The 14,579-nt window shown below is 60.6% G+C and carries 15 protein-coding genes and 1 tRNA gene; 6 read left to right on the top strand and 10 right to left on the bottom strand.

Going from position 1 to position 14,579, the window contains the following annotated elements; translation table 11 throughout:
- Positions 1–58 precede the first annotated feature (58 nt).
- Positions 59–355, top strand: coding sequence for a hypothetical protein (locus JMV15_RS10745; RefSeq protein WP_014719136.1), 297 nt, complete (start codon positions 59–61; stop codon positions 353–355).
- Here the strand turns inward: JMV15_RS10745 and JMV15_RS10740 are convergent.
- The gene (locus tag JMV15_RS10740; RefSeq protein WP_014719137.1) at positions 317–1,021 is read right to left on the bottom strand and encodes an HAD family hydrolase; all 705 of its coding nucleotides are present in this window, start codon (positions 1,019–1,021) and stop codon (positions 317–319) included. The two genes, JMV15_RS10745 and JMV15_RS10740, sit on opposite strands and share 39 nt — an antisense overlap.
- Positions 1,022–1,205: 184 nt before the next feature.
- Between JMV15_RS10740 and JMV15_RS10735 the strand changes: the two genes are divergently transcribed.
- Genes JMV15_RS10735 through JMV15_RS10725 form a run of 3 tightly spaced genes read left to right on the top strand, consistent with a single transcriptional unit; the run spans position 1,206 to position 3,577 of the window.
- The gene (locus JMV15_RS10735) at positions 1,206–1,466 is read left to right on the top strand and encodes a DUF2790 domain-containing protein (RefSeq protein ID WP_014719138.1); all 261 of its coding nucleotides are present in this window, start codon (positions 1,206–1,208) and stop codon (positions 1,464–1,466) included.
- A 42-nt stretch (positions 1,467–1,508) separates the two neighbouring features.
- Positions 1,509–2,180, top strand: coding sequence for a heavy metal response regulator transcription factor (locus JMV15_RS10730; RefSeq protein ID WP_003192516.1), 672 nt, complete (start codon positions 1,509–1,511; stop codon positions 2,178–2,180).
- Entirely contained in the window at positions 2,177–3,577 is a 1,401-nt protein-coding gene (locus JMV15_RS10725; RefSeq protein ID WP_069868671.1) for a heavy metal sensor histidine kinase, read from the top strand. The genes JMV15_RS10730 and JMV15_RS10725 overlap by 4 nt, the downstream gene beginning before the upstream one ends.
- A gap of 12 nt (positions 3,578–3,589) precedes the next feature.
- Here the strand turns inward: JMV15_RS10725 and JMV15_RS10720 are convergent, their stop codons facing one another.
- From JMV15_RS10720 to JMV15_RS10705, 4 genes are all read right to left on the bottom strand, one after another.
- Entirely contained in the window at positions 3,590–4,081 is a 492-nt protein-coding gene (locus tag JMV15_RS10720) for an anti-virulence regulator CigR family protein (RefSeq protein ID WP_019820889.1), read from the bottom strand.
- A 64-nt stretch (positions 4,082–4,145) separates the two neighbouring features.
- Positions 4,146–4,775 (bottom strand): pyroglutamyl-peptidase I, encoded by a 630-nt coding sequence (gene pcp / locus JMV15_RS10715; RefSeq protein ID WP_014719141.1) that lies wholly within the window; start codon positions 4,773–4,775, stop codon positions 4,146–4,148.
- 7 nt (positions 4,776–4,782) lie between these two features.
- Positions 4,783–5,733, bottom strand: coding sequence for a DUF979 domain-containing protein (locus JMV15_RS10710; RefSeq protein ID WP_014719142.1), 951 nt, complete (start codon positions 5,731–5,733; stop codon positions 4,783–4,785).
- Complete coding sequence (locus JMV15_RS10705) at positions 5,730–6,446, bottom strand: DUF969 domain-containing protein (protein WP_014719143.1); 717 nt, start codon at positions 6,444–6,446, stop codon at positions 5,730–5,732. Before JMV15_RS10705 ends, JMV15_RS10710 begins: the two co-directional genes overlap by 4 nt.
- A 78-nt stretch (positions 6,447–6,524) precedes the next feature.
- Here JMV15_RS10705 and JMV15_RS10700 point away from each other — a divergent pair, with 78 nt between their 5' ends.
- Entirely contained in the window at positions 6,525–6,941 is a 417-nt protein-coding gene (locus tag JMV15_RS10700; protein ID WP_235991940.1) for a hypothetical protein, read from the top strand.
- A 128-nt stretch (positions 6,942–7,069) separates the two neighbouring features.
- On the opposite strand, the gene JMV15_RS10695 is transcribed toward JMV15_RS10700, so the two are convergent.
- Positions 7,070–7,146, bottom strand: a tRNA-Val gene (locus JMV15_RS10695).
- 184 nt (positions 7,147–7,330) lie between these two features.
- On the opposite strand from JMV15_RS10695, the gene JMV15_RS10690 reads away from it, so the two are divergent.
- Entirely contained in the window at positions 7,331–8,614 is a 1,284-nt protein-coding gene (locus JMV15_RS10690) for an NAD(P)/FAD-dependent oxidoreductase (RefSeq protein WP_020300943.1), read from the top strand.
- A gap of 42 nt (positions 8,615–8,656) precedes the next feature.
- On the opposite strand, the gene JMV15_RS10685 is transcribed toward JMV15_RS10690, so the two are convergent.
- Genes JMV15_RS10685 through JMV15_RS10670 form a run of 4 tightly spaced genes read right to left on the bottom strand, consistent with a single transcriptional unit; the run spans position 8,657 to position 14,231 of the window.
- A complete protein-coding gene (locus JMV15_RS10685) occupies positions 8,657–9,628 on the bottom strand; it encodes an XdhC family protein (protein WP_014719145.1) in 972 nt (323 codons plus the stop codon).
- 1 nt (position 9,629) lies between these two features.
- Entirely contained in the window at positions 9,630–10,865 is a 1,236-nt protein-coding gene (locus JMV15_RS10680; protein ID WP_069868673.1) for a c-type cytochrome, read from the bottom strand.
- 2 nt (positions 10,866–10,867) lie between these two features.
- Positions 10,868–11,407: a (2Fe-2S)-binding protein gene (locus JMV15_RS10675; protein WP_034128255.1), complete on the bottom strand. Its 540-nt coding sequence runs from the start codon at positions 11,405–11,407 to the stop codon at positions 10,868–10,870.
- Entirely contained in the window at positions 11,400–14,231 is a 2,832-nt protein-coding gene (locus JMV15_RS10670) for a xanthine dehydrogenase family protein molybdopterin-binding subunit (protein WP_069868675.1), read from the bottom strand. Before JMV15_RS10670 ends, JMV15_RS10675 begins: the two co-directional genes overlap by 8 nt.
- Positions 14,232–14,579 lie beyond the last annotated feature (348 nt).

The following is a 14,579-nucleotide window of genomic DNA, read 5'->3' as shown; positions in this document are numbered from 1 at the left end:
CGCACCACCACCTATCATTGGGCTTGCGTTGCGCAGCTAATCAAAGGTGCAAAAGCAGATGGACACCCTCAACAAATCCCAAATCGAAAAAGCCTTGGCAGAACGCCTGCCGAGCTACAGGGTTGAGTGCACGCTGCATGCCGACGGCACCCTGTCAGCCGTGCTCAGCGGCCCAGAGACCGATCACTTCGCGATTACTGGCATCGTGCGTGCGCACTATCACGGTACAGAGGCCATCAACCAGCTCGCCACCGAGATACTCAGGGAAATGGTGATGTCGCGCCAAGGCATGAAAAACAGCCGGTTGCAGGCGCTATCAGACTCCCTCGACTGCCTGGAAGGCCGAGACCGGTAACGGACTTAAGGACAGCAAGCCATCAGCCCCACGCTCGGCTTTCAACGCACTATATTCCTCGATGCAAGCATGGGCAGTCACCATCGGCGCCATGTGTGTCGAGGTCACCACCATGATATCCGCCCCCGCCGCTTCCCCAGCCTGAATGCCCACTGTGGCGTCCTCGAACACCAGGCAGTCTTGCACCGGCACGCCCAGGCGCTGGGCACCCAGCACATAACAGGCCGGATCGGGCTTGCCCGTCTTTACATCTTCGGCTGTCACCAGTACCGCCGGCACCGGAATGCCCGCCGCTTGCAGCCGGCGCACGGCCAACGCTTTTGGCGCAGAGGTGACCAACGCCCATTGATCGACGGGCAGGCTGGCCAAAAACGCCACCGCGCCGGGAACTGCCACGATGCCTTCGACATCGTCCAGCTCAGCCTCGGTGATCCATTGGGCTTCTACCTGTGGATCGACACCCGGCAACGCCTGGCGGGTGATCGTATCAATCGCGCGGGCACCATGAATGGTGTGCAGGAACGCTTCCACATCCAAGCCATGCCGTGCAGCCCAGATGCCCCACACGCGCTCCGCAGCCGCAATGGAGTTGAGCAGGGTCCCGTCCATATCGAACAGAAAGGCGCGGTAACGCCGGGTAAATACGTTTGGAGTTGGGCTGGACACTGCACGGCTTCCTCATGGGCTGGGCCCCTGCAATCTACGGATCACCTTGACGCTTGTAAACGCCGAGATCTGGCCCGTCAGTTCCGAGGCAAAAATGACGAACTTGTCATGATCCTGTTGGTTGGCTGTTGGGGTCGCCTGGTTACCGTGAGCTCACTACCCACCCGGAACGTGAGACACCACCATGAAACTGATTGCCCTGGGCTTCGCCGCTTTGCTCGTCACTGGCTCGGTATTCGCTGCCGACGCCGCCCCTGCCGCCAACGTGATCCATGACAAGACCGGCTTCTTCGTGCACCTGGATGTCGCCAAGGTGCTGTCGAGCACCGACACCTACGGCCAATGCGGGGTTGTGCCGGCGCAACTGCGCTACCTGGACCACCAAGACCGCGAACATGTGCTGGATTACCAAGTCCAGGGCACCGGTTGCGCCAATGACAATTGATCGGGCTACACTGGCGCAACTTATTGAAGCAGAGCACTTCCCATGAACATCCTTGTAGTCGAAGACGAACCCAAGGCCGGCAATTATCTGCTCAATGGCCTGCAGGAACTGGGGCATTGTGTGAGCCTGGCCCGCGATGGCGTGGACGGTTTGCACCAGGCCCTTGAAACGCCCTTCGACGTGATCGTACTCGACGTGATGATGCCGAAAATGGATGGCTGGGAAGTGCTGCGTCGCCTGCGCAAAGAGGCCGATACGCCGGTGCTGTTCCTCACCGCCCGCGATGACATCGCCGACCGCATCAAAGGCCTTGAACTGGGTGCCGATGACTACCTGATCAAGCCCTTTTCGTTCGCCGAACTGGTGGCGCGCCTGCGTACCCTCAACCGTCGTGGCCCGAGCCGGGATGAAGAGCAACTGCACATCGCCGACCTGCACATTGACGTACTCAAACGTCGGGTCACCCGCGCCGGCACGCGCATTACCCTGACCAACAAAGAGTTCGCCCTTCTGCACCTGTTTGCCACGCACCAGGACCAAGTGCTGTCCCGCTCGCTGATTGCTTCGCGGGTATGGGACATGAACTTCGACAGCGACACTAATGTGGTGGATGTCGCCGTGCGCCGCCTGCGCCTGAAAATCGACGACCCGTTCCAGCTCAAGCTGATCCACAGCGTGCGGGGCATTGGCTACCGCTTCGATACCCAGCCATGAGCCGCCAGCACCCTTACTCCCTGACCCTGCGCCTGGCATTGATCTTCGCCCTGCTCGCCTTCGCCCTGCTGGCAACCCTGGGCGTGGCGCTGTACCGGGAGCTGGAGCGCGAACTGATCCGCCGCGATGACGCCGCGCTGATATCGCGAGTGGATCAGTTGCGCAACCTGCTTAACGACAGCAATACCTTGGACTTGATCAAGACTAAGCCAGAGCTGTTCCAGAACATGCTGGGCAATCGCGAATCCGTGCTGAGCATTGCCGCCCCCGGCAAACAGCCACTGCTGCTGGTAAACCCGGGGAATATTGAGTTGCCGTCGATCCAGCCGCTGCCCAAGGATCACAAACTCATGTTGAGCGACGTGCAACATTTGCCAGGCCTGATCGGTATTCCCTTCTCGCTGGTGGCCGTGGCTATCGACTCCGGCGACCTGGGCAGCCTGCAAATCACCAGCGGCCGCCTGATGACCGAGCGCACCGCCGTGCTCGCCAGTTATCGACTCAGCGTCTACATCCTGGCGAGTATCGCCGCGATCATCCTGGCGCTGGTGGGTTACCTGCTGGTTCATCGCGGCTTGCTGCCGTTGCGCCGCCTGGCCCGGCATGCCCAAGGGATCGGCGTCAGCAACCTGGCCGAACGCCTCGACAGCCAAGGCGCGCCGAAAGAATTGCTGCCCATGATCGACTCGTTCAACACCATGCTTGAGCGCCTGGCCAAAGGCTTTGTACAACTGGGCCAAGTGTCCACCGATATGGCCCACGAACTGCGCACCCCGATCAACAACCTGCTCGGCGAAACCCAGGTGGCCCTGCAGCAGCAGCGCAGCATCGAGAGCTACCAGCAACTGCTGGCCTCCAATGTCGAAGAGCTGGAACGCCTGGCGCGAATGCTCGACAACATGCTGTTCCTGGCCCGCACCGACCCCGCCAGCGCACTGCGCCAACGCCAGGCGCTGGACGCGGCGGATGAAGTGGAACGCATCGCGGATTACTTCGAGGGGCTGGCCGGTGATGTGGACATGCACATCACCGTCATGGGCGAAGGGGTGATCTGGGCTGAACCGATGCTGCTGCGCCGTGCCTTGGCCAACCTGTGTGCCAACGCCATCAAGTATGGCGCGCCGGGCTCGGAGCTGAGTATCCAGGCAGTGCCGGATGGCGCGGGCATCAACCTGAAAGTCAGCAACCAAGGCCAGACGATCCCGGCTGAGCACCTGCCGCGGCTGTTCGAACGGTTCTACCGGGTGGATGAATCCCGCGAGCGGTCATCCCAGTCCAACGGCCTGGGACTCTCGATCGTGGCGACCATCATGCAACTGCATAACGGGCGGTACCGTGTAAGCAGTGAAGATGGCGTGACCTGTTTTGAGTTGTTTTTCCCCGGCCGTGAAGCCTGAGGGCGCGGCACCTCAATCAAACGCACCGTTCAGAACTTCGTAGATGATACCGGTCGCAATGGCCACCAATATCAAGTCGGTTCCCGCTTGCTGCCATTCGTAACCATCATAACGAGGCAACTGCCCCAGCAAGCGGCCGTCCAGCTTCTTGGCAATACCGGGCGGCAGTGGCTTGCCGCGTGCCAGGTTTTTCTGAATGCCAGGCGGCAAGGCTGGCCCTGGGCGCCAATAATCGCGGTGACCGCCCAGCACGTTCAGTACAAGACCGCGATCAACGCTGAAGTCGTTCCTGGATTGGCCGCCCTTGTCTTTGGCCTTACCCGGCCCGCCCTGGGCATTACCTTTGTTATTACCGTGACCTTTGCCGTTGTCCTGCCCACCATAGGCATCACCCTTGTTATTGCCTTGGCCTTTGCCATTACCTGGATCTGCAAGGGCAAGGCCACTGGTGACGGCCAGTGCAAGCGACAACGCAGCCGATACAAGTTTCGTACGCTTTAACATGGCGACTTTCCGAGGCAAGGGTGTGCTGGAACTGTAGTTGAAATTGCAACACAGCGTACAGCTGTCAGCTGATCTGGCCACCGGCAAGGACGACATCCGCCTGGGTTTGCCAGGCTGCCAGCGCCGCAACCCGCAGCCCTTCCACGGTTGTCGATAGCACCATCGACGGCTCGCTCGATCCGGGCAAGCCGGGAACGTGAATAAACCCACTGCGCACCCCAGTCCCCACCAAGGCGTGCTGCAAACGATAAAACACCTGGTTGCACACAAACGTCCCCGCCGTCTGCGATACCGAGGCCGCAATACCCGCCTCACGCACCGCCTTGACCATGCCCTTGATCGGCAACGTCGAGAAGTACGCCGCCGGGCCGCCCTCCACCACTGCGGTATCAATTGGCTGAGCGCCCAGATTGTCGGGAATACGCGCATCGTTAACGTTGATCGCAACGCGCTCGATGGAAATATCACTGCGCCCAGGCCCCAGGCCCGTGGCGATGACCATTGCCGGCTGCAGTTCGTTGATCAACTGCAGCAAGGTCTCGGCCGCGGTGGCAAATGCGCAGGGCAAGCAACGCGCAACTATCTGCACCCCCTCGCACAACTGCACACCGTCCAACTGGCGCACGGCCTCCCAAGAAGGGTTTACCGCCGCCTTATCAAAGGGCTCGAAGCCCGTCAGCAATACGTTTTGCACAATGACCTCACATCAACAGGTAAAGCAGCACGATATTGACCACCAGCATCATCAGCGCCGTGGGTATCTGGGCCTTGATCACCGCATTTTTGTCCGGCAGTTCCAGTAGCGCCGCCGGTACGATATTGAAGTTGGCCGCCATGGGCGTCATCAACGTACCGCAATAGCCCGAGAACATACCAATGGCCGCCATCACCGCAGGGTTGCCGCCGTAAATCCCCACCAGCACCGGCACGCCGACGCCACCGGTCATCACCGGAAAGGCCGCAAAACCATTGCCCATGATCACGGTAAACAAGGCCATGCCCAACACATAGACCATCACCGCCACCAACTTGTAGTCCAGGTTGATGTAGGTGGTGGTGACATGAGCGACCGCCGTGCCCACCCCGGCCTCATTGAACAACAGCCCGAGCATCGCCAGCATTTGCGGGAGCACCATGGCCCAGCCCAGAGCTTCGGTCAGGCGACGGGATTCGCGTAACGCTTGTACCGGCGTATCCCGGGTCAGCCAGCAGGCCAGGCCAAGGGCGATCAGGCAACCGATGCCCAGGGAGACGAAGGTGGTGTTCTTCGGGTCCAGCAGCGGTACACCACCGATTTCGGTGTGTTTGAGCAACACTGAGCCAATCACCGTGGTCAGCGGAATCGCCAACGCCGGGATGAACAGTTTGTGGCCCAGGCGCCCGGCACTGGCGCGGGACGCCTTGTCGTGCAATTGGGCATGGCGGCCACGACCAACGCCGCCCAAGCCCGCAATCAATGCCATCACCACCACACCCACTCCGATGACCACCGAAGGCAAGCGCTCGCCTATAAGGAACGGTACGGCGAACAACAACCAGAACAGCGCACTGGACCAGCGCTTGGGGTGGGAACGGTCGAGCAGGATCATGCCGGCGGTGATCAGCAACAGCACGCCCGCCAGCCAGTACAGGTATTGAATGGAAATAATCATTGAGCAGCCTCCACTGGAGCGGTGGCCGAGCTCATTTCGCGGGTCAAGCGCCGGTCGAAACGATGCAACCGGATAGCGTGAATGATGAAGGCGCAGATCGCCGTCGGGATGCCCCACACCGCAATGTGCAGCGGCTCCACATCAATCCCCGAGCCAAGCAGGAAGGTGTGCATCAACGCAATCGCACCAAAGGCCACGAAGATGTCCTCACCAAAGAACAACCCGACGTTGTCGGTGGCAGCGCACATGGCCAGTACCTTGTGGCGTAGCTTGTCAGGCAGCTTGCCATAACGTTTTTCTGCGGCGCCCTCGGCCATCGGCGCCAGCAGCGGCCGCACCATCTGCGGATGCCCACCCAGGCTCGTCAACCCCATGGCCGCCGTGGACTCACGCACAAACAGATAGATGATCAACAAACGCCCGACCGTGGCGCGTTCGAAGCGTGCAATCCAGTTCTGCGCATGCAGGCGCAGGCCATGGCGTTCCAGCAGGCCAATCACCGCCAGCGGCAATAACAGAATCAGTTGCAAGGCACGGGTCTGAAGGAAGCCATCGCCCATGGTGGCGAGAATTTTTTCCAGCGGGAACTGGGCGGCAAGCCCGGTGGCGATGGCGGCCGCGGTGACCACCAACAGCGGATTGAAGCGCAATACAAAGCCGACCACGATGACAAGTACGCCGATCAACGGCCATAAGTTCACAACAGTTTGCATGGCGAAGAGGTCCTTTAGTGCGCGCTGCGGCGCCATTACAGCAGGATGTGGGCAAAGGGCTCACAGCATGAAAATGGCGTGCAATCGGCTCGGTTTTTTATTGTTGACCTGGAAGGTGAAGCGTCAGTGGCGGCAACTTTGCTGCCTGGGGACGGGGGTGTCCAACAAGAAAAATTGTTGCTGCAAACCAATAATTTTTGTGGGGGGATGGCATCGGGGGTACGGCACCATGGAGAGATTCAGCGCAGTTTTTTTGGAAAAGACGTGAGGATGAACTCGCTATGGCGTCGGCAGGGAAAATTCCTGATCTGCACCTATACTCCACGGTGCAGCTGTGTGTACTTGCAGTTCATTCACGGTGTCACGCCGACAATGAGGGTTCCCGCTATGTATGCCGGACAAATGAGTAATATGGCGACCACGCTTGGCGAAATACGCTGCCAGCTGTTCGCCCAGGTAATTTGCCTGCTGGCGGTGGCGACGCTTTTCGCCTGATTGGACATACAAGCCCTGAAAGGACGCCGCCCGGCGTCTTGACTTTCCTTTGCCCAAATTTCAGGCAACAAAAAAGGGCCCACCTTTCGGTGAGCCCTTCCAGACCGCCCAGCAGAGCGGATTTTGTTTGGTAGGCGCGATTGGACTCGAACCAACGACCCCCACCATGTCAAGGTGGTGCTCTAACCAACTGAGCTACGTGCCTGCTGTGAGGCGGCATTCTACGGAATTCCGGAGGGGTGTCAACATCTTTTTTGCAGCTAACCCTATGAATATGCGAATTTTTTATTTGCGCCGGGTACACCCGTGATTTTCGGGTGGCTGGCAGGCAATTTTCAACTCAGGTAGGATCGGTGCACTCGTAAAAAATATAAAACAGAGGTTCCAGGATGGCGAACACCCCCTACCCCCAGTCGTATTACGCCGCTTCTGCGAATGCAGTTCCGCCCCGTCCTGTGTTGCAAGGTGAGGTCGAGACCGATGTGTGCGTGATCGGGGCCGGCTATACCGGGCTTTCCAGTGCGCTGTTTCTGCTGGAGAACGGCTTTCGCGTTACGGTGCTGGAAGCCGCCAAGGTCGGTTTTGGTGCCTCGGGTCGCAACGGTGGGCAAATCGTCAATAGTTACAGCCGCGATATCGACGTGATCGAGCGCAGCGTCGGGCCTCAGCAGGCGCAGTTGTTGGGGCAGATGGCGTTTGAAGGCGGCAGAATCATCCGTGAGCGCGTGGCCAAGTACCAGATCCAGTGCGACTTGAAGGACGGTGGCGTGTTCGCCGCCCTCAACAGCAAGCACATGGGCCACTTGGAATCGCAGAAGCGTCTGTGGGAGCGCTACGGCCATACGCAACTGGAGTTGCTGGACGAGCGACGCATCCGCGAAGTGGTGGCCTGTGACAACTATGTGGGCGGCTTGCTGGACATGAGCGGCGGCCATATCCACCCGCTCAACCTGGCGCTCGGTGAAGCCGCGGCTGTGGAATCTCTGGGCGGCACGATCTATGAGCAATCGGCAGCGGTGCGCATCGAGCGCGGCGCTAATCCGGTGGTGCATACCGCCGAAGGCAAGGTCAGGGCCAAATTCATTATCGTCGCGGGGAACGCTTACCTGGGCAATCTGGTGCCGGAGCTGGCGGCCAAGTCGATGCCGTGTGGCACCCAAGTGATCACCACGGCGCCACTGGGCGATGAAGTAGCCAAGACTTTATTGCCACAAGATTACTGTGTCGAGGACTGCAACTACCTGCTCGACTACTACCGCCTCACCAGCGACAAGCGCCTGATCTTCGGCGGCGGCGTGGTGTATGGCGCACGAGACCCGGCGAATATCGAAGCGATCATCCGGCCGAAAATGCTCAAGGCATTTCCGCAACTGAAGAACGTGAAGATCGACTACGCCTGGACTGGCAATTTCCTGCTGACCCTGTCGCGTTTGCCGCAGGTCGGTCGCCTGGGTGACAACATCTATTACTCCCAGGGCTGTAGCGGCCATGGCGTGACGTACACGCACCTGGCAGGCAAAGTACTGGCAGAGGCCTTGCGGGGTCAGGCAGAGCGTTTTGATGCGTTTGCGGGTTTGCCGCATTACCCGTTCCCGGGTGGGCAAATGTTGCGCACGCCGTTTGCGGCGCTGGGGGCTTGGTACTACGGGTTGCGAGATAAATTCGGGATGTAAACACTGTAGGAGCGAGCTTGCTCGCTCCTACAGGGCTGCGCTTCAGAGCCGGTCGCGAGCAATCCCGCTGCGAATCCGCACGATATCCGCCAATACCGCCAACGCAATTTCCGACGGCGTCCTGCTCCCCAGGTTAAGCCCGATGGGCGCGTGTATCCGCGCCAGTTCAGGCTCCCCCAACCCACCGATGCGGCGCAGTCGCTCAAAGCGCTTCTGCGAGGTCTGCAACGACCCCATCACGCCAATGTAGAACGCGTCGGTACGCACCGCTTCCATCATCGCCAGATCGTCGATACGCGGGTCATGCGTCAGCGCAACCACCGCCGTATCACGGTGACAGCCGCCATCGGCAATAAACACCGACGGCAACTGGCGACGAATCTCCACGCCATTGAGCACCACGCCTTCGAGCACTTCATCGCGTGGGTCGCAGAGAATCACTTCGAACCCGAGGCCGACTGCAAACTCGGCACACGCCTGCGCCACGCTGGAGTACCCGGCCAGCAATAGACGCTGAGCCGCACCGACGCGGAGGCGCACCCGCTCACTGTCACGCTCGATGCGCGCGCCCTGCTCACAATCAGCGACCAGGCGGCGCGCCCCGCTGGCCAGGTCGACCTGGCGAATCAAGCGCCGCTGCCCGAGCAGCGCCGACTCCACTTCACGCAGGTGCGCCTGCACCTCGCAGTCAGGCTCGAACTTCTCAACCAATACTTCGAGAATGCCGCCGCAGGGCAGGCTGACCCGCGAGCGCGGATCGTCCCCTGCGCCGTAGCGCACCACGTTGACCGCATCGAGAAACGCACCGTCAGCGACGCGTTCGAGAAAGTCTTCCTCGACGCAACCACCCGACAACGACCCAATCCACTGCCCTGCGGCGTTCACTGCCAGCAACGAACCCGGCGCACGCGGCGCCGAGCCGTAGGTGGCCAGTACCGTACAGAGCCAGATGCGTTGCCCGGCCACCGACCACTCCAGCGCCCGTCGTATCACCTGCAGGTCCAGATGCTGCATGTCAGTGCGCCTTGTGCTCGATGGACGGCGCCTCAGCCTGCAACTTCTGCACATCGCTCACCGCCAGCTCCGCCGATTGCCCGCCCCAGCCTTGGCGCAGGTAATTGATCAGATCGGTGAGTTGCGCCGGGCTGAGTTTTCCAGCGAAGCCCGGCATCGGTTGCATGTGCTCGAACCCGGAGAACTTCTGCTCACCGATCCCGTCCTCGATCACCCGCACCAGGTTGCGCGGGTCTTCCAGACGCAGCGTGGTGTTGCCGCGCATCGCCACCGCGATGTGCGGCTTGCCTTCACCCCCCGCGGCATGGCAACCGGCACAGACGTTCAGGTATTCCTGGCGGCCGCGCAGAGCGCTCGGGCCGAGCTTGTCCACCGGCACTTCGACCAACGCCTTGGCTGCCGGCGGTTTATCGCCGAGCAGGAAGGTCGCCATCGCGGCCAGGTCCGTATCGCTCAGGCCCTGGGTGCTGTTGTGGAACACCGGGAACATCTCGTTGAACATCGTCCCTTGGGCGCTCATGCCGTGCTTGAGGAACGTGGCCAGGTCCTGCTCATTCCAGCCGCGCGCGGCCAGGTCCGTGGCGAGCAGGCTGGGCGCCAGATAGCCATTGAGGATGCCGCCGGTCAGGCGCTTGTCCAGCTCCATCGCACCGGGCAGGCCACGTGGCGTGTGGCATTCGCCGCAGTGGCCGAGCACTTCGACCATGTACTGGCCGCGCTTCCAGGCTTCGCTCTTGCCTTCGGCCGGTTCCAGTTTCAGCGCTTTGCCGTACAACACGTTCCAGCCCATCAAGCCCAGGCGCACGTTGAAGGGAAAGCTCAGGCTCGTGACCGGCGCTGCGCGCTCGATCGGCTCGATGGATTTGAGGTACGCATGAATGGCGTCCGAGTCTTCACGCGGCATCAGATGGTACGAGGTGTAGGGCATCGCCGGATACAAGTACGCACCGTCGCGACGCTTGCCTTCGGTCAACGCAGCGAAGAACTCGTCATCGCTGTACAAGCCGATGCCGTGTTCTTTGCTTGGCGTGATATTGGTGCCATAGATGGTGCCAAACGGCGAGACAATCGGCAGGCCGCCGGCAAACGGCGCACCGCCCGGTGCAGTGTGGCAGGCCATGCAGTCAGCGGCGCGGGCGAGGTATTCGCCGCGCTTGGCTTGATCATCAGCGTGGGCAAACAATACCGGCGCGGCCAGGCCGGCCGCCAAGGCCAGGCGGGTCAGAAAAAGCTTCATGCTTAACCCTCCTTGACCAGGCCGAGATCGGTCAGCACGTTGCGGGTGGCGTTGTAATAACGCACGTACCCGGTACAACGGCAGACGTGATGACCGAGGCTGTCCTCGATGACTTGTTCCAGCTTGCTGTGCACGGTCGGCTGGCGTTGCAGTTTCTCCACCAACACGGTGGCCGCATTGACGAAGCCCGGCGCGCAATAGCTGCACTGAAAGGCGAACTCATCCACGAAGCGCTGCTGGATCGGGTTGAGCTCAGTGACCTGGCCCGACTCATCGCGCTTGGCGTGGCCTTCGATAGTGCGCACTTGCTTGCCTTCGAAGTAATGCGCGCCGGTGATGCAGGTGCGCACTTCTTCGCTGGTGCCGTCCGGGTTGTCGACGATCACCACACAGGCGTGGCAAATGCCTTGGCCGCAGCCCAGCCGCGAGCCCGTGAGGTTTTTGTATTCGTGCAGGTAGTCGATCATCGGCAGGTCATCAGGGATGTCCACCGGGCCGACGGGTTGACCATTGAGGGTCAGTTGAAGCGGACGGTTAGCCATTGAGGGCCTCCTTGATGCGTGCAGCCGTGATTGGCAGGTCGCGAACACGTTTACCGATGGCGTGTGCCACCGCATTACCAATGGCCCCGACAATCGGGATCATCACCACTTCAGCGATACCTTTGGACGGGTCGCTTGGCGACAGCGCCGGCAGAATCTCCGAGGTCTGTTTCCATACGGCAACGTGACGCGCCATCGGCAGACGGTAGCGGTTGAAGTTCCAGTCGCCCTCCCCCGGCCCGCCTTCGTACAACGGCATTTCCTCCATCAACGCGTGACCGATACCCATGGCCACTCCACCTTCGAGCTGGCCTTTGACCAACTCTTCAACCAGCACACGCCCGCACTCGACCCATGAATGGTGATTGAGCACTTCGACCTGCGCCGAACCCTTGTTGACCTTCAACTCGACCAACGTGGCGACGGGGCTGTAGTACGTCACCGCAGCGTTATTCAACTGGGTGGCGGGATAGCTGACGTTCTGGCGATCGAGCAGGTGGAAACCGGCAGTGCTCATCAGCGCCTGCTTGGCTTTCGGTGCGCCATCGCCGTATTTCACCGCCAGACCGTCGAGCGGCAGGCGCTCGCGCACACCGTCGATGCTGTACTCAGCCTCGGCCCAGCTCCAGCGGTTGAACCCGTGGACCGTGGCAGCGGTGACCAGGCCGCGCTCATGAGCGCGCTTGGCCAGTTCTTCAAAGCTCAATGGCTGCATGCCGTTGGCAGTGAGCTTGCCGTCCACCCAATGTGCGTCTTCGCGGCGCACCACATAGGGGTTGGCCTGGCCGCCGAACGGGCCCTGGCGCCAGATCTCCAGCGCTGCCGGCCACAAGCCGTGGTTGAACAGCACACGCGCCGCTTCACGGGTGGCGTGGCTGAAGTAGTACGCCGAGTTGGTCGCGGACGACGCCGACGCGAGCTTGCCCACCCAACGCGGGTTGCGCAGCAGGTTGTCCTGCTCGGCCTGGCTCATGGTGTAGGGGTTGCCGCCGGTGACCAACTGCATTTCCTGCCATTGTGTTTCGCCGGTCTTCACTTCGTGGGCCGGGCTGCCAAGGAAGTCGGCGACCACCAGCGATTGCGAAGTGGACATGCCGGTGCCGATTTCGATCCCGATGTGGCGCAGGCTGATGCGGCCGTCAGCGCTGAATTCAACACTGGCCATCGGCGCTTCGGAACCGGTGCCGAAGTCTTTCTGGCAGATGGCAAAACCGACGCCATACCAGTTATCCGGGTCTGCGGCTTCACGCTGTTGCTTGATCGCGTCGCGGTTTTTCCATACGTCGTGCGCAGCGGCCTTGTCGAGAATTTCGTGCAGCCGCAACGCACCGGCAGGGATCGCTCCCTGGGTGTTCTTCATGCCCGAACGCAGTGCGTTCTTGCGCCGCAATTCAATGGCATCCACACCCAGGCGACCGGCGATTTCGTCGACCATCATTTCGGTCGCCGCCATGCTTTGCAGGGTGCCGTAGCCCCGCATCGAACCGGCTTCAACGCCACGGGAATGGTACGCGGTGACTTGCAGGTCGTTCTGCGGCATGTAGTAGATCGACTGCGCCGCCGTGGCGCCGACCGCAGCCACCGACGGGCTGTAGTTGATCCGGCCACCGCCGTCGACGCTCATGTCGGCGAGGAAGATTTTGAAGCTGTGGTCGTTCTTGTCGACCGCCAACTGATAGCGCATATCGAACGAGTGACGCTTGATGCCGCTCTGGAATTGCTCGTAACGATCATTGGCCAGACGCACCGGTACACCGGCGCCATACAACGCAGCGAGGGCGGCGTAGTAGACGAAAATGTTGTGGTCTTTGGAACCGTAACCCACGGTATAACCCGGATGCATGTTCAGGTGGGCCAGGCCGAAGCGCGACGGCGAGATCATCTTGGCGGTCTCGGTCGCCACTTCCAATGGGCACTGGGTGGCCACCACAAAGTGCAGGGTCTTGGTCGCCGGATCGTACCAACCGTTGCCGTTGTCCGGCTCCATGGCGGCCGGTTCGATCGATGGGGTTTTGTAGCGCTCGTCAAACACCAGCCAGTTGTCCGGTGGCGTGTTGATCTGGCTTTTCATGCGCTCGGCGTAGAACAGCCCGCGCTCGGTCAGGTTGCCGTGCAGGTTTGGCTGGGAATTCCACACCGGGCGACGGTTTTTCAGCATCGGGAACAGGATCGAATCCTTGAGGCTGGCGAATTCGTCTTCGTCGGCCGAGGTCGGGCCACCCACGCGCACGTAGCGGAAGCTACCGTAGGGGTCACCTTCGTAATACGGCACTTTGGCACCGTAACGAATCGCCTTGTCATTGAACTTGAGCTTGTTCTTGGCCTGACGGAAACGCTCGAAGTCGTTCCAGATCAGGATCGCCACCGGGTGACCGATGAACATCGGCACTTTGCCCTCGGGCAACAACGGATCCGGCGCATGTTCTTCCGGGAAGACGATACCGTCTTTGTCCAGGTCGGCAGCGGTGACAATGCGGTCCGGCTGCAACTCGGCGCCAAGCCACGACAGGTCGTAGCCCGCGTAGATGTGGTCGGCCTTGATGGTTTTGAGCAACATGGCGTGACCTTGCTGCTGGGGCCAGCCAGGCATGTCCTTGGAACGGATGTCGCGGGCAAACACCTTGCTGCCGCAGACTTTCGACAAGGCATCGTTACGCTGGCGCGCCTTGCCGTTATGGCCGAGCCACTTTTCAGACGGCACGGTCACGCTGTTTTCCATCAAGGCAGCCAGCGTCTGGGTGCTGAGCGGCGTGAGCGTGACACTCACACCCGCCACCAGCCCGCCCTGAAGGAACGAGCGCCGGGTTATTTCACGGTTGGACATGGATCATCCTCTGAGCGGTTATAAATCCGCCCTTATGGTTAAGTACACCGAATCTGGAGACTTGCAGAAGCCTTTCTCGACGAATCAAAAGGCCATGATGACAGTGCAAAGTTGACCGAAGGGTTAACTTTAAAGGTTTCTGCGCCTGCGGCAAATAACCACATTGAAATTTTTTGACACAAGAACGCAAAAACGGCCGACAGAATCGAAATGATCTGTCGGCCGTTTGCCGATAATGAGCGCTGGTGGTAGCGAAGAAGATGAGGTTTTTTCCAAACCCCAGACACAAAAAACCCCGGTCTTTCGACCAGGGTCTTTGCTATCGGATCAAGGTGAGCCAGTGGCTTT

Source organism: Pseudomonas paracarnis (assembly GCF_904063055.1).
Lineage (GTDB): Bacteria > Pseudomonadota > Gammaproteobacteria > Pseudomonadales > Pseudomonadaceae > Aquipseudomonas > Aquipseudomonas paracarnis.
The sequence above is the reverse complement of the archived record's forward strand: the minus strand, read 5'-3'. Positions and strand labels throughout refer to the sequence as shown.